This window comes from Pseudomonas fluorescens, from assembly GCF_019212185.1.
Taxonomy (GTDB): Bacteria; Pseudomonadota; Gammaproteobacteria; order Pseudomonadales; family Pseudomonadaceae; genus Aquipseudomonas.
Genome location: NZ_CP078138.1, coordinates 1,367,101 through 1,388,799, shown reverse-complemented (window position 1 = coordinate 1,388,799; position 21,699 = coordinate 1,367,101). Strand labels below are relative to the sequence as shown.

General features: G+C 59.6%; 18 protein-coding genes and 1 pseudogene. 11 read left to right on the top strand and 8 right to left on the bottom strand.

Translation table 11 applies throughout. The annotated features are described in order from the left end of the window. Positions 1 to 24: 24 nt before the first annotated feature. From KW062_RS06015 to KW062_RS06005, 3 genes are all read right to left on the bottom strand, one after another. Entirely contained in the window at positions 25 to 429 is a 405-nt protein-coding gene (locus KW062_RS06015; protein WP_105755033.1) for a DUF6957 family protein, read from the bottom strand. A 7-nt stretch (positions 430 to 436) separates the two neighbouring features. After that, complete coding sequence (locus tag KW062_RS06010) at positions 437 to 787, bottom strand: hypothetical protein (protein ID WP_146118231.1); 351 nt, start codon at positions 785 to 787, stop codon at positions 437 to 439. A gap of 88 nt (positions 788 to 875) precedes the next feature. Then, positions 876 to 1,613, bottom strand: a complete 738-nt coding sequence (locus KW062_RS06005; RefSeq protein ID WP_105755034.1) for a metallophosphoesterase — start codon at positions 1,611 to 1,613, stop codon at positions 876 to 878. Between the two features lie 187 nt (positions 1,614 to 1,800). Here KW062_RS06005 and KW062_RS06000 point away from each other — a divergent pair, with 187 nt between their 5' ends. Further along, positions 1,801 to 2,289 carry a helix-turn-helix domain-containing protein gene (locus KW062_RS06000; RefSeq protein WP_105755035.1) on the top strand — a complete coding sequence of 163 codons (489 nt, stop codon included), beginning with the start codon at positions 1,801 to 1,803 and terminating at the stop codon, positions 2,287 to 2,289. Between the two features lie 666 nt (positions 2,290 to 2,955). On the opposite strand, the pseudogene KW062_RS05995 reads toward KW062_RS06000, so the two are convergent. Next, positions 2,956 to 3,807: pseudogene (locus KW062_RS05995) on the bottom strand (cation:proton antiporter); the annotation flags it as partial. Between the two features lie 233 nt (positions 3,808 to 4,040). On the opposite strand from KW062_RS05995, the gene KW062_RS05990 reads away from it, so the two are divergent. From KW062_RS05990 to KW062_RS05975, 4 genes are all read left to right on the top strand, one after another. Further along, positions 4,041 to 4,403 carry an ArsC family reductase gene (locus KW062_RS05990; protein WP_027619055.1) on the top strand — a complete coding sequence of 121 codons (363 nt, stop codon included), beginning with the start codon at positions 4,041 to 4,043 and terminating at the stop codon, positions 4,401 to 4,403. Positions 4,404 to 4,436: 33 nt separating this feature from the next. Beyond that, the gene (gene dapD, locus KW062_RS05985) at positions 4,437 to 5,471 is read left to right on the top strand and encodes a 2,3,4,5-tetrahydropyridine-2,6-dicarboxylate N-succinyltransferase (RefSeq protein WP_027619056.1); all 1,035 of its coding nucleotides are present in this window, start codon (positions 4,437 to 4,439) and stop codon (positions 5,469 to 5,471) included. Positions 5,472 to 5,598: 127 nt separating this feature from the next. Next, on the top strand, positions 5,599 to 6,804 hold the full coding sequence (locus tag KW062_RS05980) for an aminotransferase class V-fold PLP-dependent enzyme (RefSeq protein WP_105755036.1): 1,206 nt from the start codon (positions 5,599 to 5,601) through the stop codon (positions 6,802 to 6,804). Further along, a complete protein-coding gene (locus KW062_RS05975; protein ID WP_027619058.1) occupies positions 6,801 to 7,208 on the top strand; it encodes a SufE family protein in 408 nt (135 codons plus the stop codon). The genes KW062_RS05980 and KW062_RS05975 overlap by 4 nt, the downstream gene beginning before the upstream one ends. 153 nt (positions 7,209 to 7,361) lie before the next feature. On the opposite strand, the gene tcdA is transcribed toward KW062_RS05975, so the two are convergent. Continuing rightward, positions 7,362 to 8,174: a tRNA cyclic N6-threonylcarbamoyladenosine(37) synthase TcdA gene (gene tcdA / locus KW062_RS05970; protein WP_027619059.1), complete on the bottom strand. Its 813-nt coding sequence runs from the start codon at positions 8,172 to 8,174 to the stop codon at positions 7,362 to 7,364. A 219-nt stretch (positions 8,175 to 8,393) separates the two neighbouring features. Here tcdA and KW062_RS05965 point away from each other — a divergent pair, with 219 nt between their 5' ends. The 4 genes from KW062_RS05965 to KW062_RS05950 all read left to right on the top strand — a co-directional run bounded on the left by KW062_RS05965 (position 8,394) and on the right by KW062_RS05950 (position 13,628). Continuing rightward, positions 8,394 to 10,985, top strand: a complete 2,592-nt coding sequence (locus KW062_RS05965; RefSeq protein WP_105755037.1) for a glycosyltransferase — start codon at positions 8,394 to 8,396, stop codon at positions 10,983 to 10,985. 219 nt (positions 10,986 to 11,204) lie between these two features. After that, positions 11,205 to 12,356 carry a succinyl-diaminopimelate desuccinylase gene (gene dapE, locus KW062_RS05960; protein WP_027619061.1) on the top strand — a complete coding sequence of 384 codons (1,152 nt, stop codon included), beginning with the start codon at positions 11,205 to 11,207 and terminating at the stop codon, positions 12,354 to 12,356. Further along, a complete protein-coding gene (locus tag KW062_RS05955; RefSeq protein WP_105755038.1) occupies positions 12,356 to 13,165 on the top strand; it encodes a putative RNA methyltransferase in 810 nt (269 codons plus the stop codon). Before dapE ends, KW062_RS05955 begins: the two co-directional genes overlap by 1 nt. An 85-nt stretch (positions 13,166 to 13,250) precedes the next feature. Further along, a complete protein-coding gene (locus KW062_RS05950; protein ID WP_105755039.1) occupies positions 13,251 to 13,628 on the top strand; it encodes a hypothetical protein in 378 nt (125 codons plus the stop codon). Between the two features lie 106 nt (positions 13,629 to 13,734). Here the strand turns inward: KW062_RS05950 and KW062_RS05945 are convergent, their stop codons facing one another. Beyond that, positions 13,735 to 13,944, bottom strand: coding sequence for a cold-shock protein (locus KW062_RS05945; RefSeq protein WP_027619064.1), 210 nt, complete (start codon positions 13,942 to 13,944; stop codon positions 13,735 to 13,737). 247 nt (positions 13,945 to 14,191) lie between these two features. On the opposite strand from KW062_RS05945, the gene plsB reads away from it, so the two are divergent. Together plsB and KW062_RS05935 are read left to right on the top strand one after the other, a co-directional pair. Then, complete coding sequence (gene plsB, locus KW062_RS05940) at positions 14,192 to 16,693, top strand: glycerol-3-phosphate 1-O-acyltransferase PlsB (RefSeq protein WP_105755040.1); 2,502 nt, start codon at positions 14,192 to 14,194, stop codon at positions 16,691 to 16,693. Positions 16,694 to 16,744: 51 nt separating this feature from the next. Next, a complete protein-coding gene (locus KW062_RS05935) occupies positions 16,745 to 17,143 on the top strand; it encodes a YbaY family lipoprotein (protein ID WP_027619066.1) in 399 nt (132 codons plus the stop codon). 39 nt (positions 17,144 to 17,182) lie between these two features. Here the strand turns inward: KW062_RS05935 and KW062_RS05930 are convergent, their stop codons facing one another. Continuing rightward, a complete protein-coding gene (locus KW062_RS05930; RefSeq protein WP_105755041.1) occupies positions 17,183 to 18,538 on the bottom strand; it encodes a Fic family protein in 1,356 nt (451 codons plus the stop codon). A gap of 99 nt (positions 18,539 to 18,637) precedes the next feature. Continuing rightward, on the bottom strand, positions 18,638 to 21,697 hold the full coding sequence (locus KW062_RS05925) for an efflux RND transporter permease subunit (RefSeq protein WP_105755042.1): 3,060 nt from the start codon (positions 21,695 to 21,697) through the stop codon (positions 18,638 to 18,640). Positions 21,698 to 21,699: the final 2 nt, after the last annotated feature.

The window sequence follows — 21,699 nt, the reverse complement described above, 5'->3', positions numbered from 1 at the left end:
ACTGTGTATTTGCGATGCCATAGCTCACCCAGCGGACATAGAAAAAGCGGCAGCCACGCTAGCCTCTTTTTTCTGGCCTGCACCTAAGAGCAAGTAGACGGTGTCCTTGGTTTCAAAAATGCAGCCTTCGGTGAATGATTTTCCGAAGTTGCTGCGTGCCCACATGGTCGGCTCGAAACGGCCCTTGCTGTCCAAGACTACCTCATGAGCGAAAAGTGTCGCAGGAAGCAGTCCGAGCTTCGTCAATTTTTCGTTCTCCTCAGGCGTCATGATGAGGTCGATCAAAATCCACTGCCGAACGATGCAGAATGGTTTGCCTGGGAACGACCTTCCTGCCAAAGAGATCAGGTCTTCTTGCGAGCCACTCCAACCAGAAGTTGCTTCTCCCGCGCCGTAAAAGAGTTGCGAGATTTCATTTAAGGTCACCATGTGTATCTCATTTCGGTGAAGGTTCAGGAACGCTTGTGTAGGTCTGTCCCACAACGGTTACGAATTCGTAGATCGGCGGTTCTTTACCAGGATTTTGTAGTCTGATTTCTGCAATCGGCTCCATTAGACGTTCATCTTGCCGGTTCATCCACGGTGGGGAGATGAGGTATACCTTGGTAACAGTAAAAAATTCAGTATCTCCTGAACTGCACATTGCTTGAACCGATTCCGCATCACTGACGAGGCGCACGCTTGGCCCAAAAGTCCCATCGAAAAACCCTACTCCTTCTACTAAGAAAGAATATTGGTTGTGACTAAGATTAACGCTTTTCCATAACAGGAGATTTTCATCAGGCATTTTGAATCTGCCTTGCAGCTGACTCTCGTTTGTTCTGAACACAATACAGTTCCTGACTGACAATTTATTTCTTTAGCGCCCATCTGATTCAGATAGTGAGTATTAGATCACTTACAAAACCAGTCTCTTCGAAGGGGTAGCCCCTTGGATTAGACGCACAGCGAATGCCTTCTATGGATTTCTCGTAACCGACGTGCGTATGCCCATGCAACCAGATGTCTATATTGCATCCTGCAAACTCCTTCCAGTCATTGACATAAGCTGCCGCCAAATGGCCCATCTCATACTTGATTCCAGGCGCACATTCCGGAAAAGGTGCGTGATGGGTCACCACTACTGTTTGTCCTTGAAATTCAGTAGATAATTCAGCCAGCAACCACTTTTTCGCAAATTGCGACTTTTGCTGGAGGTCTATCGGCCTTATCCGATGGTACTGATTTCCTGTTCTGATTTGTTTGTAGTCATTCATGGAAATCTGAGCGGTAAGCATCGCAGTGGTGACGTTTTCTGTTGAGAAAAAATCAGTCCAACCTGTAGTTCCAAGAAACCTTACGCCATCAATCACTACTTCATCGTTCTCTAAAACGTGAACATGAGGCAGCGCCTTCTCACGCATTTTTTCCAACGTTCGGTTTAGGTGGCCTTTGTAGAACTCGTGGTTTCCAGCAACGTAGATCACCGGGCAGCGGAAGTTTTTGTTTGCCCATTCCACTCCCCTGGCTAGTAGATCGATGTCACCTGCCAACACAACAACATCCGCGTCATGCGTAGCAGGCGAGAAATCCTGGAACTCAAGGTGGAGGTCTGACAGCAAGTGAATTCTCATACCTCACCTCCTTGGTCACAGTGTCAATTTATGGCTAATGTTTAAGGGAGTCGAAAAATAGACGAGCGTGAGCCGTGCAAAAATCGAAAATTCGCACCTCTAAGCGCCAAACACATCATCTGACCAATATATCCGGTCGATGAAATAGAAGCAACATGGCTTTATCCCTTCCTTTTGGGGATGCAAGATGTCAATGAGGCGCGCATTCGCTGTCACTCTGCGAGCTTTGCGCAAAGCAAAGGGCATGAGCCAGGATGAATTTTCAGAAGCTATGGGTCGTCATTACACGAGCTGGCTTGAGAACGGAAATTCAAGCGTTACGCTAGATAAGCTCGTTGCCATTGCTGCTGTTCTGAAAATTGAACCGCTCGTGATGATCGCATTGTGCGAATCCGTCCGGAGTGGACAGTCCGTTCAGGAGACGATGAAAGGCGTTCTGGCCGCGACTACCCTTCTCAGCCAGAACGGGTTGCTCGAAGCATTCCAGAAGGAAGTTGATCGAGCTCAGGCTACAGAAGGCCTGTCGAATGAATCGCGCCTAAAGCTCACAGAAGAAAAGATCGAAGCCCTTCTACAGACGGGTTTGGATCAGAAGACTATTGCTAAAAATCTTGAGCTCAGCCCGGCAACTGTTTCCAGATACTGCAAAAAAATAAGAGAGAGAAATAGCATCTAGGCCCACCGTCTCCCCACTATGAGTCGGTGCCCTGTTGATCCTTCTAGCGCACTCTCTTCAGTCTGGGGAACCTGCTGATGTGACTATGAATCGCATCTCATCTAAGCTCGAGTCTCTCAAACGAGACGGAGTCCTCGAACTCATTACCTTTGAACATGAACCTCGAACGGGTCGCACGGCAGCTCGTGATGTCTAAAAGGCGTTCGAACGCTCGCCACGGCTCAATCCGCTGGCATGTCCAATTCTAAAATCACCTGGGAATTGGGTATCTCGAAATCGACAGTGCAGCGCTATCTTGCCAAGGCGGCCAGCTAAGCCGCGCAATCGAACACATCTAACTCTGACCCAGGGGAACTGGTTCGAGGCGGCGAACGTTTTCAACGCCGAAGTTCCTCAAAATGTAAACGTCTAGGCTCAGTAAAACCAAGGGATTTAAGTTAAATCGAAGCGGTAATTTTTAAACATGGGCCGACGGAAGATGGATTAGGTTTACATCTTCGACAAAAAAACTCGTCCAGGGGGCCTGTTTACATTTCTCCACTTAGGCATGCTGAATTCGCGTGTTTAGCCAGTTGATAGATATCCTTAAACCCAAGCAATCACTGGATTTAGGAGTGAAAATCAACAGACCAGCCATCCTCCCCTACCTTGTTTACCTTCCCTATCAAGAAAAACTAATGATACGTTGAAGGCGAATTCCAGCAGCGACCAGACACTGCGATTGAGTAAACGGGTACTGGTCTGGCGCGGCAGCAGGTCGAGCCAGCTCTGCATCATCCCCGCCGCCACCGCCGACAGAATCCCCGAGGCGCCAAGGCGTTCGGCCAGCACATAGGCGGCAAACGGCAGCAGCAACATGAACACCACGTGGGTCGCCGGATCGTCCCAGCCCCGGGCAATCATCCAGGCCCGCAAACGCCCCACCAGCCAGCTCAGGGCCACCCCCACCAACAGCCCGCCGATGGCCACCAGCAAGAAGGTCAGGCTGGCGTTGGCCAGGGAAAACGCGCCGGTAATCGCCGCCGCCAGGGCGAACTTGAAAGTCACCAGGCCCGTTGCGTCGTTCATCAAGGCCTCGCCCTGGAGCATGTGCATCAGGGGCGTAGGCAGACGATTCTGGGTGATCGCCGAGACTGCCACGGCGTCGGTCGGCGACAACACCGCCGCCAGCGCAAAGGCCACCGGCAGCGGAATGCTTGGCAGCAACCAATGAATGAAGTACCCGGCGCCGACCACCGTGAACAGCACCAGCCCGACAGCCAGGGTCAGGATCGGCCCGCGCAACTTCCACAACTCACGCTTGGGCATCCGCCAGCCATCGGAGAACAACAGCGGCGGCAGGAACAGAAACAAAAACAGCTCGGGATCGAGGGCCACGTGCAGCCCCAGCGTCGGCCAGGCCAGCAGCGCACCCGCAGTGATCTGCACCAACGGCAGCGGCAGCGGAATCAATCGACCGAGCAGACGCGAGAGGCTGACCAGCATCAGCAGAATGAGGACGGTGTAGGCGGTTTGCATAAAACAGGATTCCCGATCAATCGACATGCAACAGCAGGTAACAGGCAACGAGTTGCCGTCGAAGTGCCATATTAGACACTTAAGCTGTTGCCTGACCGTTGCACAAAGGTCGCACCCGCCCGGGTAACTTGTCGCACAATTGTTCAATCCGGCCCGCCGCCGACGCCGAATCCGCTCGGTCGTGGCATAATCCGTCACCTTTAATCCCGACACCTCCAAAGGGGGGCAATTCCTTGACCGCTTCAAGCAAAACGTTGCACCTTTTCGGCATCAAAGCCTGCGACACCATGAAAAAGGCGCGCACCTGGCTCGATGAAAACGCTGTCAGCTTTGATTTTCACGACTACAAAACGGCCGGAATCGACCGTGAACACCTGACCCAGTGGTGCAATGAGCACGGCTGGCAAGTGGTGCTTAACCGTGCAGGCACGACCTTTCGCAAACTCGACGACGAACACAAAGCCGATCTCGACCAGACGAAAGCAATCGAACTGATGCTGGCACAACCCTCGATGATCAAGCGCCCGGTGCTCGATCTCGGTGACCGAACCCTGATTGGCTTCAAGCCAGATATCTACGCGGCCGCTCTCAAGTAAGGCAGCCCGTTCATCTTTTTTAGAGGTAATTGCATGTCCACTACTCTGTTCAGCGTCGCCTTCGGTGTCGGTACCCAAAATCGCCAGGGCGCATGGCTGGAAGTGTTCTACGCACAGCCATTGCTCAACCCGTCGGCCGAACTGGTCGCCGCCGTTGCACCGATTCTCGGCTACGGCGAAGGCAACCAGGCGATCGCGTTCAGCAACGCCCAGGCGGCACAACTGGCTGAAGTACTGAAGTCGGTTGACGCCACTCAGGCCGCCCTCCTGACTCGCCTGGCAGAAAGCCACAAGCCGCTGGTCGCCACCCTGCTGGCCGAAGACGCCGCCCTGAGCTCCACCCCTGAGGCCTACCTCAAGCTGCACCTGCTGTCTCACCGTCTGGTCAAGCCTCACGGCCTGAACCTGACCGGCATTTTCCCGCTGCTGCCAAACGTAGCCTGGACCAGCCAAGGCGCCATCGACCTTGCCGAACTGGCCGAGCATCAACTGGAAGCCCGCCTGCGCGGCGACTTGCTGGAAGTGTTCTCGGTGGACAAGTTCCCGAAAATGACTGACTACGTGGTACCGGCTGGCGTGCGTATCGCAGATGCCGCCCGCTTGCGCCTGGGCGCCTATGTCGGCGAAGGCACCACCGTGATGCACGAAGGTTTCGTCAACTTCAACGCCGGCACCGAAGGCCCGGGCATGATCGAAGGTCGCGTCTCGGCCGGCGTGTTCGTTGGCAAGGGTTCGGACCTGGGCGGCGGTTGCTCGACCATGGGTACCCTGTCCGGTGGCGGCAACATCGTGATCAAGGTCGGTGAAGGCTGCCTGATCGGCGCCAACGCCGGTATCGGCATTCCGTTGGGCGATCGCAATACCGTCGAGTCGGGCCTGTACGTCACCGCCGGCACCAAAGTCGCGCTGCTGGACGAGAACAACAACCTGGTCAAAGTGGTCAAGGCCCGTGAGCTGGCTGGCCAGACCGACCTGTTGTTCCGCCGTAACTCGGAGACGGGTGCCGTGGAATGCAAAACCCACAAATCGGCCATCGAACTGAACGAAGCGTTGCACGCTCACAACTAATACCGTCCCAATGTGGCAACGAACCTGCTCGTGAAGCTTTTGGTGTCCTTGAGGACGCCATCGCGAGCAGGCTCGCTCCTACAGGGTTCGGCGTAAATCCCGCCCATCTTCACCAGGGCCAGAAACCGTGATGATTGCCTCCCCCTGGCGCGCCGATTTTCCGGCCATCGCCGCCCTGCAACGGCAGGACCAGACCTACCTGGACAGCGCCGCCACTACCCAGAAACCCCAAGCCCTGCTCGACGCGCTGACGCATTACTACGCCAACGGCGCAGCCAATGTGCATCGTGCCCAGCACCTGCCCGGCGCCCATGCCACCCAGGCATTCGAAGACAGCCGCAGCAAAGTTGCCCACTGGCTTAATGCCGGTGACAGCGGGCAGATCATCTTCACCCACGGCGCCACCTCGGCGCTGAACCTCCTGGCCTATGGCCTTGAGCAACAATTCACGGCGGGCGATGAGATTGTCATCAGCGCCCTGGAACACCACGCCAACCTGCTGCCCTGGCAGCAACTGGCAAAACGTCGCGAGCTGAAACTGGTGGTCCTGCCACTGGATACCGACGGCCTGATCGACCTCGATGCCGCCGCCACGCTGATCGGCCCCCGCACCCGCCTGCTTGCCGTCAGCCAACTGTCCAACGTCCTCGGCGCCTGGCAGCCGCTGGCACCCTTGTTGGCGCTGGCCAAGGCACACGGCACGCTAACCGTGGTCGATGGCGCCCAGGGCGTGGTCCACGGTCGCCACGACGTGCAGGCCCTGGGTTGCGACTTCTATGTCTTTTCCAGTCACAAGCTCTACGGCCCGGACGGGCTGGGCGTCGTCTTCGCCCGCAACTCCGCGCTGAGCCAGTTGCAGCACTGGCAATTCGGCGGGGAAATGGTGCTCGATGCCAATTACCACGACGCCCGCTTTCGCTCCGCACCACTAGGCTTCGAAGCGGGCACGCCGCCGATTGCCAGCGTGATCGGCCTCGGCGCAACCCTGGATTACCTGGCCGGTCTCGATCAGGCCGCCGTCACCGCCCACGAAGCCGCGCTGCATGACTACTTGCTGCGTGGCCTGCAGGCGCGCAACGGCATCCGCCTGCTGGGCAAACCGCAACTGGCCCTGGCCAGCTTCGTCGTCGATGGCGTGCATAACGCCGACCTGGCGCACCTGCTCACGGAACAGGGCATCGCCGTGCGTGCCGGGCATCACTGCGCCATGCCGTTGCTGAAAAGCTTCGAACTGGCCGGCGCCATTCGCGTATCGCTGGCGCTGTACAACGACTCCGACGACCTCGAACGCTTCTTCGAAGCCCTCGACCAGGCACTGGAGCTACTGCGATGACCCTCCCCGCCGACGCCGTCACCGCCCTCGCCACCTTCCAGGCCGCCGCCGGCTGGGAACAACGGGCCCGCCTGCTGATGCAATGGGGCGACCGCCTGCCGCCCATGCGCGACGCCGACAAAACCGAGGCCAATCGGGTACACGGCTGTGAAAGCCAGATGTGGCTGGTGGGCGCCTTGCACGACGGCCACTGGCAATTCAACGCTGCCAGCGACGCACGCTTGATCCGCGGCTTGGTGGCACTGCTGCTGGCGCGGGTCAACGGCTTGTCCAGTGCCGAGTTGCAACTGGTGGACTTGCCGGGCTGGTTCGAGCAGTTGGGGCTCAGCCGCCAGTTATCGCCGTCGCGTAGTAATGGGTTGAATGCAGTGTTGCAGCGGATAAGGGAATTGGCTGCTCAATAAAGGACGGCCCGTGAGTCGATCTCAAAACCTGTGGGAGCCAGCCTGCTGGCGATGAGGCCTGCCATCACACCGCATAAACTTCATCGCTAGCAGCGGAGCGCCACCCGGGCTTCTCCCACATAGGGCGAGGTGCGTTCGAAGCCACGACGCCGATTAAACTGCGGGCTTGACCCTATCCGCCGGCCGCCTTACCCCCGCCACAATCTTATCCACCGCCTTGGTCGCCGCCACCATGCCGAAGGTCGCGGTGACCATCATTACCGCACCAAAGCCGCCGGCGCAGTCCAGTTTCACACCGTCGCCGACAAAACTTTTCTGCAGGCAGATGCTGCCGTCCGGTTTCGGGTAGCGCAGTTGCTCGGTGGAAAACACGCAGGGCACGCTGTAGTGGCGGGTCACGGTGCGCGAGAAGTTGTATTCGCGGCGCAGGGTGGAGCGCACTTTCGAGGCCAGCGGGTCGTTGAAGGTGCGGTTCAGGTCGCAGACCTGGATCAGCGTCGGGTCGATCTGCCCGCCCGCGCCGCCGGTGGTGATGATCTGGATCTTGCGCCGCTTGCACCAGGCAATCAGCGCCGCCTTGGCGTTGACGCTGTCGATGCAGTCGATCACGCAATCGATATTCGGCGTGATGTACTCGGCCATGGTTTCCCGGGTAACGAAGTCCGGCACCGCATGCACGGTGCAGTCCGGGTTGATCCCGCGCAGACGCTCGGCCATGACCTCGACCTTCGGTTTGCCCACCGTGCTGTCGAGGGCGTGCAACTGGCGATTGGCGTTGCTGACGCAAACATCGTCGAGGTCGAACAGGGAAATCTCACCCACCCCGCAACGGGCGATGGCTTCCGCCGCCCAGGAGCCAACGCCGCCCACCCCGACGATCGCCACGTGAGCGGCCCGCAAGCGGTCCAGGCCTTCGATGCCATACAAGCGGGCGATGCCAGCAAACCGCGGATCTTCTGTACTCATGACCACTACCCTTAAAACCGGCGCGCATTATAGGGGAACCGGGCGACAAGTTTTAACCTTCAGGGCATAAGTGTAAGAACTTATGTGAAAGTCGGCTGCCAAATGCCAGACACCACCCTGTCCGCTGTACGGTCAGGGAAAGCCCAGTGTAGGATGCGCGCCCTTTGGCCGTATGCCGAACGTCCCCTCGTTCCACTCCTTTTGGAACCCGAAATAGCCATGTCATCGCGTAAATTTGGACTCAACCTCGTGGTAGTGCTGGCAATCGCCGCACTGTTCACCGGTTTCTGGGCGCTGATCAACCGCCCGGTCACGACCCCCAACTGGCCTGAACAAATCTCCGGTTTTTCCTACTCGCCGTTTCAGCAAGGCCAGTTCCCACAGAAGAACCAATATCCGTCCGACGATGAAATGCGCCGCGACCTGGAGATCATGAGCAAGCTGACGGACAACATCCGCACTTACTCGGTCGACGGCAGCCTGGAAGACATCCCGAAACTGGCGGAAGAATTCGGTCTGCGAGTGACCCTGGGGATCTGGATCAGCCCGGATCAGGAGCGCAACGAGCGCGAGATCCAGCGCGCCATCGAAATCGCCAACACCTCGCGCAGCGTGGTGCGGGTGGTGGTCGGCAACGAAGCGATCTTCCGCAAGGAAATCACTGCCGAGCAGCTTAGTGTGTTGCTGGATCGGGTACGCGCTGCGGTCAAGGTACCGGTCACTACGTCCGAGCAATGGCACGTCTGGGAAGAACACCCGGAACTGGCCAAGCACGTCGACCTGATCGCCGCACACGTCCTGCCCTACTGGGAATTTATTCCGGTGGATCAGGCCGGGCAATTCGTCCTCGACCGCGCCCGCGACCTGAAGAAAATGTTCCCGAAGAAACCACTGTTGCTGTCCGAAGTGGGCTGGCCGAGCAACGGTCGCATGCGTGGCGGTGCTGATGCCTCGCCAGCGGACCAGGCGATTTACCTGCGCACCCTGGTGAACAAGCTCAACCGTCAGGGCTTCAACTACTTCGTAATCGAAGCCTTCGACCAACCCTGGAAAGCCAGCGACGAAGGTTCGGTCGGCGCCTACTGGGGCGTATTCAACGCCGCACGCCAGCAGAAATTCAACTTTGAAGGGCCGGTGGTCGCGATCCCGCAATGGCGCGTACTGGCCATCGGCTCGGTGGTACTGGCGCTGCTCTCGCTGACCTTGTTGATGATCGACGGCTCGGCCCTGCGCCAGCGCGGCCGAACCTTCCTGACCTTCATCGCGTTCCTCTGCGGATCGGTGCTGGTGTGGATCGGTTACGACTACAGCCAGCAATACAGTACCTGGTTCAGTCTCACCGTCGGCTTCCTGCTCGCCCTCGGCGCCCTCGGGGTATTTATCGTGTTGCTCACCGAGGCCCACGAGCTGGCCGAGGCGGTATGGATTCACAAACGCCGTCGGGAATTCCTGCCGGTTGAAGGGGATTCGACCTACAGGCCCAAAGTGTCGATTCATGTGCCCTGCTACAACGAGCCGCCGGAGATGGTCAAACAGACCCTCAATGCCCTGGCCAACCTCGACTATCCGGATTTCGAAGTCCTGATCATCGACAACAACACCAAGGACCCGGCCGTCTGGGAACCGGTGCAGGCTTACTGCGCGACCCTCGGCCCACGCTTCAAATTCTTCCATGTCGCGCCACTGGCCGGTTTCAAGGGCGGTGCGCTGAACTACCTGATCCCGCATACCGCCAAGGACGCCGAAGTGATCGCGGTGATCGACTCCGACTACTGCGTACATCCGAACTGGCTCAAACACATGGTGCCGCACTTCGCCGACCCGAAAATCGCCGTGGTGCAGTCACCGCAGGACTATCGCGACCAGAACGAAAGCACCTTCAAGAAGCTCTGCTACGCCGAGTACAAGGGTTTCTTCCATATCGGCATGGTCACCCGCAATGACCGCGATGCGATCATCCAGCACGGCACCATGACCATGACCCGCCGCTCAGTGCTCGAAGAGCTGGGCTGGGCCGACTGGTGCATCTGTGAAGACGCCGAGTTGGGTTTGCGGGTGTTCGAGAAAGGCCTGTCGGCGGCGTACTACCACGACAGCTACGGCAAGGGCCTGATGCCCGACACCTTTATCGACTTCAAGAAACAGCGTTTCCGCTGGGCCTACGGCGCGATCCAGATCATCAAGCGTCACACCGCCAGCCTGATCCGTGGCAAGGACACCGAGCTGACCCGTGGCCAGCGCTACCACTTCCTCGCGGGCTGGCTGCCGTGGGTGGCAGATGGCATGAACATCTTCTTCACCGTCGGCGCGCTGCTGTGGTCGGCGGCGATGATCATCGTGCCGCACCGGGTCGATCCACCGCTGCTGATCTTCGCTATCCCGCCATTGGCACTGTTCGTGTTCAAAGTCGGCAAGATCATTTTCCTCTACCGTCGCGCGGTCGGGGTCAATCTCAAGGACGCGTTCTGCGCCGCGCTGGCCGGCCTGGCGCTGTCCCATACGATTGCAAAAGCGGTGCTGTACGGGTTCTTTACCAGCAGCATTCCGTTCTTCCGCACCCCGAAAAATGCTGACAATCATGGCTTCTGGGTGGCGATTTCGGAAGCCCGCGAAGAGCTGTTCATCATGCTGCTGTTGTGGGGTGCCGCGCTGGGGATCTTCCTGGTCCAGGGCTTGCCGAGCAACGACATGCGCTTCTGGGTCACCATGCTGCTGGTGCAGTCGCTGCCGTACCTGGCGGCGCTGATCATGGCATTCCTGTCGTCGCTGCCAAAACCTGAGGTTGCCGCGCAAACCGCAGCTGCCAGCTAAATCTGCAGCGATCCACCAAACGGCGGCCAAAGGTCGCCGTTTTGCTTTAAGATAACCGCCATTTTGCGGGGCTTGGCGTGATCTCGATCCCTGTGGGAGCGGGCTTGCCCACGATAGCGGTGTAACCATCAACCTCTATGTTGGCTGACACACCGCTATCGCCAGCAGGCTCGCTCCCACAGAAGTCCGCGCCCATATTCATGATTTCCGGAGTTTTCCATGACGGCCCACGCCGACCTTTCGCCGACCCTTCAACTCGCCATCGACCTGATTCGCCGCCCGTCGGTGACGCCGCTGGATGCCGACTGCCAGAAGCAAATGATGCAGCGTCTGGGCGATGCCGGTTTCATGCTGGAGCCAATGCGCATTGAAGACGTGGATAACTTCTGGGCCACCCACGGCAGCCAGGATGGTCCGGTACTGTGCTTCGCCGGTCACACCGACGTGGTGCCGACCGGCCCGGTGGCGGCCTGGCAGATCGAGCCGTTCAACGCACTGATCGACGAACACGGCATGCTCTGCGGCCGTGGCGCCGCCGACATGAAAGGCAGCCTGGCGGCGATGACCGTGGCGGCCGAGCGCTTCGTCGCCGACTACCCCAACCACAAGGGCAAGGTCGCGTTCCTGATCACCAGCGATGAAGAAGGTCCTGCGCACCACGGCACCAAGGCCGTGGTGGAACGCCTGGTGGCCCGCAAGGAGCGCCTGGACTGGTGCATCGTTGGCGAACCGTCGAGCACAAGTCTGGTCGGCGACGTGGTCAAGAACGGTCGTCGCGGCTCCCTCGGCGCCAAGCTGACCATCCGTGGTGTGCAGGGTCACGTGGCCTACCCGCACCTGGCCAAGAACCCGATCCACCTTGCCGCCCCGGCCCTGGCCGAACTGGCCGCCGAGCACTGGGATCACGGTAACGACTTCTTCCCGCCGACCAGTTTCCAAATCTCCAACGTCAATTCCGGCACCGGCGCGACTAACGTAATCCCCGGCGAACTGGTCGCGGTGTTCAACTTCCGTTTCTCTACCGAGTCCACCGTCGAAGGCCTGCAACAGCGGGTCGCCGACATCCTCGACAAGCACGGCCTGGACTGGCATATCGACTGGGCGCTGTCCGGCCTGCCATTCCTCACCGAACCCGGCGCGCTGCTGGATGCCGTGGCGTCGAGCATCAAGGACATCACCGGTCGCGATACCCACGCTTCCACCAGCGGCGGCACCTCGGACGGGCGTTTCATCGCCACCATGGGCACCCAGGTGGTCGAGCTTGGCCCGGTCAATGCGACCATTCACCAGGTCAATGAGCGGGTCCTGGCCAGCGACCTCGATGTGCTGACCGAGATCTACTACCAGACCCTGATCAAGTTGCTCGCCTGATGCTCGCCTGCCCTATCTGCAGCGCGCCGCTGAGTGCGGTCGACAATGGCGTGGCATGCCCGGTCGGACATCGCTTCGACCGCGCCCGCCAGGGCTACCTGAACCTGTTGCCGGTGCAGCACAAGAACAGCCGCGACCCGGGCGATAACCAGGCCATGGTCGAGGCCCGCCGCGACTTTCTCAACGCCGGTCACTACGCCCCGGTTGCCCGGCGCCTGGCCGAGCTGGCCGCCGAACGGACGCCGCAACGCTGGTTGGACATTGGTTGTGGCGAGGGTTACTACACCGCGCAAATCGCCGATGCCCTGCCCGCTGCCGATGGCTACGCCCTGGATATTTCCCGCGAAGCGGTGAAACGTGCCTGCAAGCGCAACCCGCAATTGACCTGGTTGATCGCCAGCATGGCGCGCATTCCTTTGGCCGATGCCAGTTGCCAGTTCCTCGCCAGCGTGTTCAGCCCGCTCGACTGGGACGAAGCCAAGCGCTTGCTCAGCCCGGGTGGCGGCTTGATGAAAGTCGGCCCAACCAGTGGCCACCTGATGGAACTGCGCGAGCGCTTGTACGACGAAGTGCGCGAGTACACCGACGACAAGCACCTGGCATTGGTGCCGCAAGGCATGAGCCTGCAACACAGCGAGACCCTGGACTTCAAGCTGACCCTGGTCAGTCCCCAGGATCGCGCCAACCTGCTGGCCATGACCCCTCACGGCTGGCGCGCGAGTGCCGAGCGCCGGACCGCGGTCATCGAACAGGCCGAGCCGTTCGAGGTCAGTGTGTCGATGCGCTACGATTACTTCGTTCTGCAGTAACCCTTTAACCCTTGGCCTCACGCGATGACGTGAGGCCGGCAAAATCCGCGAATGGATTTTTCAGAACCCGCAGCGAGGAACATCCATGCGCCAACCGGATATCGAGATTTACCTGAAGGACGCCGACGTCGACCACAAGGCCATCGCCGCCTGGCTCGCCAAAGCGCTCGGCCCTTGCACCGACTGGGTACAGAAAGGCCAGACTTACAAGTGCTCGGCCGGCAACGTGCCCGTCACCTGGCTGCCAAAAGCTGTAGGCAAGTGGAACAGCCTGTACCTGGAAAGTGACCAGACGCCGTGGGATGACGACATCGCCTGCGCCCGCGCTGCCTTCGCCGCGCTGAACGTGGAAGTGCGCTGCGCTCCGGGAACCTGGGTCGAAGAAGAAGGTGAAGAGTCGGCTGATCGCTGGATTCGAATCAGCGCCGATGGTGAGGAAGAGATCACCTGGAAAACGGCCTGACGGAGTTGTAGGAACTGGTGCCCGCTTGCGGCTGGCTGGCGATTGATGCGCTCGGATTGCCGCCTTCGCTGGCAAGCAAGCGGGAACCCGCTCCAACAGGGCAGTGTTACAGGCCGATTACGTCTTCGGCCTGCAGGCCTTTTTGGCCGTCGACCACCGCATATTCCACCTGCTGGCCTTCGGTCAATGAACGGTGGCCTTCGCCACGAATCGCGCGGTAGTGCACAAACACATCCGCCCCGCCTTCACGCTGAATAAAGCCATAGCCCTTGGCGTCGTTGAACCACTTCACGTTGCCGGTCTCGCGCGTTGCCATCAATCAGTACTCCCGTTTTTTATTATTGAATCAGCCTGTTCTTTGACAGGCCTGATGAACATTTGCCTGCCCTCGACGGTCTGTCAAAGACAGGGTCGATAGTGGCAAACGGCCGGCCGAGTATATGACAGTCCTGAAAAGTCTCAACTCATCTTTACTTGCCTGCTTTTTTGCCGATTTTCGACGAATACGGCACACTATCGCTCCCGAGCAATTGCTCGGTTTTTTCCACTAAAGCAGCACGCCTATGACCCGCTCCCCGTTCCGCCGTCTGGTGTTTGGCGCCCTGCGCCGACTGTTGTACCTCTGGGTTCGCTCGGAAACGATCAACCAGTCGTCCTTTACCCTCAACCTCGACCGCAGTCGCCCCGTGTTCTATGTCCTGCAAAGCCCGTCGCTGACTGACCTGGCCGTGCTCGACCGCGAATGCACCAAAGCCGGCTTGCCACGGCCGGTGTTGCCGGTGTCGGTGGGTAATCTGCTGGAGCCAGCGGCGTTCTTCTACCTGACACCCGCACCCGACTGGCTCGGCCGTCAGGACAAGCGCGGTGCACCGCCGACCCTGACACGGCTGGTCAGCGCCCTGAGCCAGAACGCCGCCGAAGATGCGCAAATCATTCCGGTCAGCGTGTTCTGGGGCCAATCGCCAGACAGCGAGTCGAGCCCGTGGAAGCTGCTGTTCGCCGACAGCTGGGCAGTGACCGGGCGCCTGCGGCGGCTGATGAGCATCATGATTCTCGGGCGCAAAACCCGGGTGCAGTTCTCCGCGCCGATTCACCTGCGTGAACTGATCGAACACAACAAGGGCCACGAGCGCACCGTGCGCATGGCCCAACGCATTCTGCGCGTGCACTTCCGCAATCTGAAGACGGCGGTGATCGGGCCGGACATTTCCCACCGACGCAACCTGGTCAAAGGCCTGGTCAATCAACCGCTGGTGCGCCAGGCCATTCTCGACGAAGCCGAGCGCGAAAACATCACCCCCGAAAAAGCCAAGGCCCAGGCGCTGCGCTATGGCAACGAGATCGCCTCGGACTACACCTACACCGCCATCCGCTTTCTCGAAGTGGTGCTGAGCTGGTTCTGGAACAAGATCTACGACGGGATCAAGGTCAATCACATCGAAGGCGTGCAGAAAGTCGCACCGGGCCACGAGGTGATCTATGTGCCGTGCCATCGCAGCCATATCGACTACCTGCTGCTGTCCTATCTACTGTTCCGCAACGGCCTGACTCCGCCGCACATCGCCGCCGGGATCAACCTCAACATGCCGGTGATCGGCGGCCTGCTACGCCGTGGCGGGGCGTTTTTCATGCGCCGCACCTTCAAAGGCAACCCGCTCTACACCTCGGTGTTCAACGAGTACCTGCACACTTTGTTCACCAAGGGTTTCCCGGTGGAGTACTTCGTCGAGGGCGGCCGCTCACGCACCGGGCGCATGCTGCAGCCGAAGACCGGGATGCTGGCGATCACCCTGCGCAGCTTCCTGCGCTCCTCGCGCATGCCGATCGTGTTCGTGCCGGTGTACATCGGCTACGAGCGGGTGCTCGAAGGCCGTACCTACCTGGGCGAACTGCGCGGTGCCAGCAAGAAGAAAGAGTCGATCTTCGACATCTTCAAAGTGGTCGGCGCGCTCAAGCAGCGCTTCGGCCAGGTCGCCGTCAATTTCGGCGAGCCAATCAAGCTCGCCGAATTCCTCGACAGCGAGCAGCCGGACTGGCGTTCCCAGGACCTCGGCCCGCAGTTTCGCCCCAACTGGCTCAACGAAACCACCCATCGCCTGGGCGAACGCGTGGCGCGCCACCTCAACGAAGCCGCGGCGATCAACCCGGTCAACCTGGTCGCTCTGGCGCTGCTGTCCACCAGCCGCCTGGCCCTGGATGATCGAGCCATGGCAAGGGTCCTCGACCTGTACCTGGCGCTGTTGCGGCGCGTGCCTTATTCGCCGCACACCACCTTGCCGGAAGGTGACGGCCGCGCGCTGATCGAGCACGTCAAGGACATGGACCTGCTCTCCGAGCAGAGCGATGCGCTGGGCAAGATTCTCTATCTGGACGAACAGAACGCCGTCCTGATGACCTATTACCGCAACAACGTCCTGCACATCTTCGCCTTGCCGGCGTTGTTGGCGAGCTTCTTCCAGAGCGCCTCGCGGATGAGCCGCGAACAGATCCTTCGCTACAGCCGTGCGCTCTATCCGTACCTGCAATCGGAGTTATTCATCCGCTGGTCGCTGGACGAACTGGACGCGGTGATCGATCAATGGCTCGAAGCCTTCGTCGAACAGGGCCTGCTGCGTTTCGAGAACAACGTTTACCTGCGACCGGCGCCGAGCTCACGGCATTTCGTACTGCTGACCCTGCTGTCCAAGAGCATCGCCCAGACCCTGCAGCGCTTCTACATGGCCATCTCGCTGCTGCTCAACAGCGGCCAGAACACCCTCAGCGCCGAAGAACTGGAAGACCTGTGCACGGTCATGGCCCAGCGCCTGTCGATCCTGCACGGCCTGAACGCTCCGGAGTTTTTCGACAAGAGCCTGTTCCGGCACTTTATCCAGACCTTGCTTGACCTTGATGTGTTGCGCCGCGATGAAGCCGGCAAACTCAGCCACCACGAGTTGCTCGGTGAGTTGGCTGAGGGTGCGGCCAAGCGCGTATTGCCGGCGGAGATTCGCCTGTCGATCCGTCAGGTGGCGTTGCATCGCAGCGAAGATGCCGCAGATCAACCGATGCCCGCGCAAACCCTCTGATTTGTTCAAGGCGCCAGTCTGTTTCTGGCGCCGCCGATACGGAGTACTCCGATGAAAAAACTGACCCTGCTCGCCGCCGCTACCCTGCTCAGCGCCTGCCAGTCGACCACACCAACCGGTAAAGCCAGCCTCGACGGCGAGGTGTTTTACCTGCAGCGCATCGCCCTGCCGCCAACTGCGACCCTGAGTGTCAGCCTGCAAGACGTGTCCCTGGCCGATGCGCCGGCACAGGTGATTGACGAACAGAAAGGCCAAGTCCAGGGCCAGGTCCCGCTGAAATTCCACCTCAGCTATGACCCGCAGCAAATACAACCTGGGCACCGTTACTCGGTGAGCGCGCGGATCGAGAACGACGGCAAACTGTTGTTCATCACCACCGAACATCACGCCGTGCAACTGGACGGCAGCGACCCGCAACCGATGAAAGTTCGCGTCGACGCTGTTCGCTGAGTATTAACCGTCAGATGATAGGAGCCCGCGGGTGGGCTCCTACTTCCATTCGGCCTGGATGTTCGCCGCATCCCGTAGGAAGAACACCCACTCGCGCCCCATCTTTCTCTTTTCAAATACCTTGAGTTCGACCAGACCATTAAGGGTGCTGGCCGCGGTGTTGTAGGAGCAATCCAGGTTCTCCTTGACGTTGACCGCAGTGAACTCCTTGGCCATGCCACTCTTCGCTACCTGGACCAGCGTGCGTTGTTTATCGCTCAACTGTTTGAACAACCCGGACTCCTCCAGCCAATGGTTAAAGCCCTTGGCGTATTCCAGGCTGTTGCGGTACGCCGCCGTAAACTCGGTGACGGCCCTTAGAATCACCGAACACTGGTAGTCGATGAAATAAGTGAGGTCCAGGCCATCGCTTTCGCTGTACAGATAGGACCGGCCATATTTCACCGGGGCATTGCGCAGCAGAATGCTGATGGCAATGTAGCGAAACGCCGAAAAATCATGCTTGAACATCAGCCAGTAAAACAACGCTCGTGCCACTCGGCCATTGCCATCGCGGAATGGATGCTCGTAGCCAATCGCAAAATGCAGGGCAATGGCCCTGATCAGCGGGTGCACATAGTCACCGTGAAGCGGATCGTTTTGCGCCTGATTGATCCAGTTACTCAAACGCTCCAGCCGCGCGCCGAGGCCGGACGCCGGTGGCGGCGTATGCACGGTATTGCCTTGGGCATCCTGCACCACGACCTGATCGTTGCTGCGGAACTGGCCAGGTGAATATTGCCCGTCATCGATACCCTCCACTCCGACACCATGCAGTTGCCGAATCAGTCCGAGACTCAATGGCTCATCGCGCTTTTCCCAGGCCAACAGCATCATCTTGTAGTTGCCGATGACCATCCGCTCATCCGACGAGCGTGGCAGGCGGTTACGCTTGAGCATGTCCTTGGCCACCCGTGTGGTGGTCGCCGCCCCTTCCAACTGACTGCTGCTGATGGCCTCATCTTCGATCAGGTCATTGAGCAGGTAACTGAAATGCGCCGTCTCACCGATGTGATGGGTCATATATTCCAGGGCGGCAGTGGTTGCCTGGCGGTCCACCGCCGACAGGGTTTTGTGTGCCAGCGGCGTAAGCACGAACTGCCCCCAGCGCGTCGGTTCTCCTACGGGCAACAAGCTTACGTACTGCGCGGCGCGGGCCTTTTTCACCAAGGCCCAGCACAAGGTTGTATCCAGGCCCGGGGCCCAGCGGTAACGCAGATCATCGAACGGCAAATATCGCCCCTGATCATCCAGCGGCTTGAGCAAGGCCAGGTACTCGGCAAGCTTTTCCTTGTGGGGAGAGCGCGCGAGTCTATCCAGCACATGGGGGTCGATGGTGGGAGGGCTTTTGATCATCGCTGTCTCAAAATCAGCTAAAACTGAGACAGCAGTACAGCACACGAGGCCCCTTGTCTCAATATTTGCCAATATTGAGACAAGGATTACCGACGAACCCTACTCCTTCCTGATCCTGAACCACGCCGCATACAGCGCCGGCAGGAACAGCAGGGTCAGCGCCGTGGCGACAATCAGCCCGCCCATGATCGCCACCGCCATCGGCCCGAAGAACACGCTGCGCGACAAGGGAATCATCGCCAGTACCGCCGCGAGTGCAGTCAGCACGATGGGCCGGAAGCGCCGCACCGTGGCTTCGATGATTGCCTGCCAGGGTTTCAGGCCGGCGCGGATGTCCTGTTCGATCTGGTCCACCAAGATCACCGAGTTGCGCATGATCATCCCCGACAGGGCGATGGTGCCGAGCATGGCCACGAAGCCGAACGGCTGGCGGAACACCATCAGGAACAGCGTCACGCCAATCAACCCCAGCGGCGCGGTGAGGAACACCATGGCCGTGCGCGAGAAGCTGCGCAGCTGCACCATCAGCAAAGTCAGGACGACCACGATGAACAACGGCACGCCGGCCTTCACCGAATCCTGGCCACGGGTAGAGTCTTCCACCGTACCGCCAACATCCAGCAAATAGCCATCCGGCAATTCGGCACGGATTGGCTCCAGGGTCGGAAGGATCTGCTTGACCAGGGTTGCCGGTTGCTCCTTGCCATAGATGTCGGCGCGCACTGTCACGTTGGGCAGGCGGTTACGGTGCCAGATGATGCCCTCCTCGAAGCCGTATTCCAGGGTCGCGACCTGGGACAGGGCCACGCTCCTGCCGTTATCGGTCGGCACCGCCAGGCTCGACAGCCGCGACAGCTCAGTGCGCTCGTGCACCGTGCCGCGCAGGAGGATTTCGATCAACTCGTTGTCCTCGCGGTACTGACTGACAGTGGAGCCGGTCAGCGAGCTTTGCAGGAACTTCGACAGGTTGGCGGTGCTTACGCCCAACGCCCGGGCGCGGTCCTGATCGATGTTCAGGTAGACCACCTTGCTCGGTTCTTCCCAGTCCAGGTGCACGTTGACCACATGCGGGTTCTCACGGACCTTGGCCGCTACCTTGCGCGCCAGTGCGCGGACTTCCTCGATGTGTTCGCCGGTGACTCGGAACTGCACCGGATAGCCCACAGGCGGCCCGTTTTCCAGGCGCGTGACCCGCGAACGCAAAGTCGGGAACTGCTGGTTAAGGGTCTCGATCAGCCAGGTGCGCAGGGTCTCGCGCTCTTCGATGGTATTGGCCAACACGACAAACTGGGCAAAGCTGGCCGCCGGCAATTGCTGGTCCAGCGGCAGGTAGAAGCGCGGCGAACCGGTGCCGACGTAGGCCACATAGTTTTCAATGCCAGCGCGCTCCTTGAGCATCGCCTCCAAACGCTTGACATCATCCGTGGTGTTGCTCAGCGAGGCGCCTTCGGCCAGTTTCAGGTCGACCATTAATTCCAGGCGACCAGAGGCCGGGAAAAACTGCTGCGGGACAAACCGGAAGAGCACCACCGAGGCCACGAAGAGCATGAGGGTCAAGGTAATCACCGTTTTACGCCGACGCACGCACCACTCCACCAGCCGGCGCACTCGCTGGTAAAACGGCGTGGCGTAAGGATCCGGCTGCCCGGCGCCATGCTTGGCGGCGTGGATTTTCGCCAGATCCGGCAGCAGCTTCTCGCCCAGGTACGGCACGAACAGCACCGCCGCCACCCAGGAGGCCAGCAGGGCGATGGTCACCACCTGGAAGATCGAACGGGTGTATTCGCCGGTGCCCGATTGCGCGGTGGCGATCGGCAAGAAACCGGCGGCAGTGATCAGGGTACCGGTGAGCATCGGGAAGGCGGTGCTGGTCCAGGCATAGCTGGCCGCCTTGATCCGGTCAAAACCCTGCTCCATCTTGATCGCCATCATTTCCACGGCAATGATCGCGTCGTCCACCAGCAGCCCAAGGGCCAGCACCAGGGCGCCCAGGGAAATCTTGTGCAGGCCGATGCCCAGGTAATACATGCAGGCGAAGGTCATCGCCAACACCAACGGAATCGACAGCGCGACCACCATGCCAGTGCGCACGCCGAGGGAGAAGAAACTCACCAACAGGACGATCGCCAACGCCTCGACCAATACTCGGACAAACTCGCCCACACCGGTTTTCACCGCCGCTGGCTGGTCGGAGACCTTGCGCAACTGCATGCCCGCCGGCAGGTTGTTCTGGATGCGCTCGAACTCCGCCTCCAGGGCCTTGCCGAGCACCAGAATGTCGCCACCGTCCTTCATCGCCACAGCCAGGCCGATGGCATCTTCAGCCATGAAGCGCATGCGCGGTGCCGGCGGATCGTTGAAGCCACGGCGCACATCGGCGACGTCGCCAATACGGAAGGTGCGATCGCCTACGCGAATCGGGAATTGCTGGATCTGTTCAACCGACTGGAAGTTACCCGACACCCGCAGTTGCAAGCGTTCGCTGCCGGTCTCGAAAAAGCCGGCATTGGACAGCGCGTTCTGTTCTTCCAGTGCCTGCTGGACCGCAGCCAGCGGCAGCCCAAGGGTCGCCAGCTTGAGGTTGGACAGCTCGATCCAGATCTTCTCGTCCTGCACCCCGAGCAGTTCGACCTTGCCGACATCTTTGACCCGTTGCAGCTGGATCTGGATGCGATCGGCGTAGTCCTTGAGCACTGCGTAATCAAACCCTTCACCAGTCAGCGCATAGATATTGCCGAAGGTGGTGCCGAATTCGTCGTTGAAAAACGGCCCCTGGATGCCCGGTGGCAGGGTCTGGCGGATGTCGCTGACCTTCTTGCGCACCTGGTACCACAGCTCGGGAATCTCCACCGAGTGCATCGAGTCGCGGGCAATGAACGTGACCTGGGATTCACCGGGACGCGAGAACGAAACGATGCGCTCGTATTCACCGGTCTCCATCAGTTTCTTTTCAATACGCTCGGTGACCTGCCGCGAGACCTCCTGGGCCGTTGCGCCCGGCCAATTGGTTTTGATCACCATGGCCTTGAAGGTGAAGGGCGGATCTTCGCTCTGCCCCAACTTGGTGTACGACAAGGTGCCGACGACCGCCAGCAGAATCATCAGGAACAGTACGATCTGGCGATTACGCAGCGCCCAGGCGGAAAGATTGAAACCCATCG

Bases quoted from the DNA above. Each gene is read 5' to 3' on its own strand.
- dapE (WP_027619061.1), top strand. From the start codon at position 11,205: ATGACGGCCCACGCCGACCTTTCGCCGACCCTTCAACTCGCCATCGAC.
- KW062_RS05950 (WP_105755039.1), top strand. From the start codon at position 13,251: ATGCGCCAACCGGATATCGAGATTTACCTGAAGGACGCCGACGTCGAC.
- dapD (WP_027619056.1), top strand. From the start codon at position 4,437: ATGTCCACTACTCTGTTCAGCGTCGCCTTCGGTGTCGGTACCCAAAAT.
- KW062_RS05945 (WP_027619064.1), bottom strand. From the start codon at position 13,944: ATGGCAACGCGCGAGACCGGCAACGTGAAGTGGTTCAACGACGCCAAG.
- tcdA (WP_027619059.1), bottom strand. From the start codon at position 8,174: ATGAGTACAGAAGATCCGCGGTTTGCTGGCATCGCCCGCTTGTATGGC.
- KW062_RS05955 (WP_105755038.1), top strand. From the start codon at position 12,356: ATGCTCGCCTGCCCTATCTGCAGCGCGCCGCTGAGTGCGGTCGACAAT.
- KW062_RS06005 (WP_105755034.1), bottom strand. From the start codon at position 1,613: ATGAGAATTCACTTGCTGTCAGACCTCCACCTTGAGTTCCAGGATTTC.
- KW062_RS06010 (WP_146118231.1), bottom strand. From the start codon at position 787: ATGCCTGATGAAAATCTCCTGTTATGGAAAAGCGTTAATCTTAGTCAC.
- KW062_RS05965 (WP_105755037.1), top strand. From the start codon at position 8,394: ATGTCATCGCGTAAATTTGGACTCAACCTCGTGGTAGTGCTGGCAATC.
- KW062_RS05925 (WP_105755042.1), bottom strand. From the start codon at position 21,697: ATGGGTTTCAATCTTTCCGCCTGGGCGCTGCGTAATCGCCAGATCGTA.
- KW062_RS06000 (WP_105755035.1), top strand. From the start codon at position 1,801: ATGTCAATGAGGCGCGCATTCGCTGTCACTCTGCGAGCTTTGCGCAAA.
- KW062_RS06015 (WP_105755033.1), bottom strand. From the start codon at position 429: ATGGTGACCTTAAATGAAATCTCGCAACTCTTTTACGGCGCGGGAGAA.
- KW062_RS05935 (WP_027619066.1), top strand. From the start codon at position 16,745: ATGAAAAAACTGACCCTGCTCGCCGCCGCTACCCTGCTCAGCGCCTGC.
- plsB (WP_105755040.1), top strand. From the start codon at position 14,192: ATGACCCGCTCCCCGTTCCGCCGTCTGGTGTTTGGCGCCCTGCGCCGA.
- KW062_RS05930 (WP_105755041.1), bottom strand. From the start codon at position 18,538: ATGATCAAAAGCCCTCCCACCATCGACCCCCATGTGCTGGATAGACTC.
- KW062_RS05975 (WP_027619058.1), top strand. From the start codon at position 6,801: ATGACCCTCCCCGCCGACGCCGTCACCGCCCTCGCCACCTTCCAGGCC.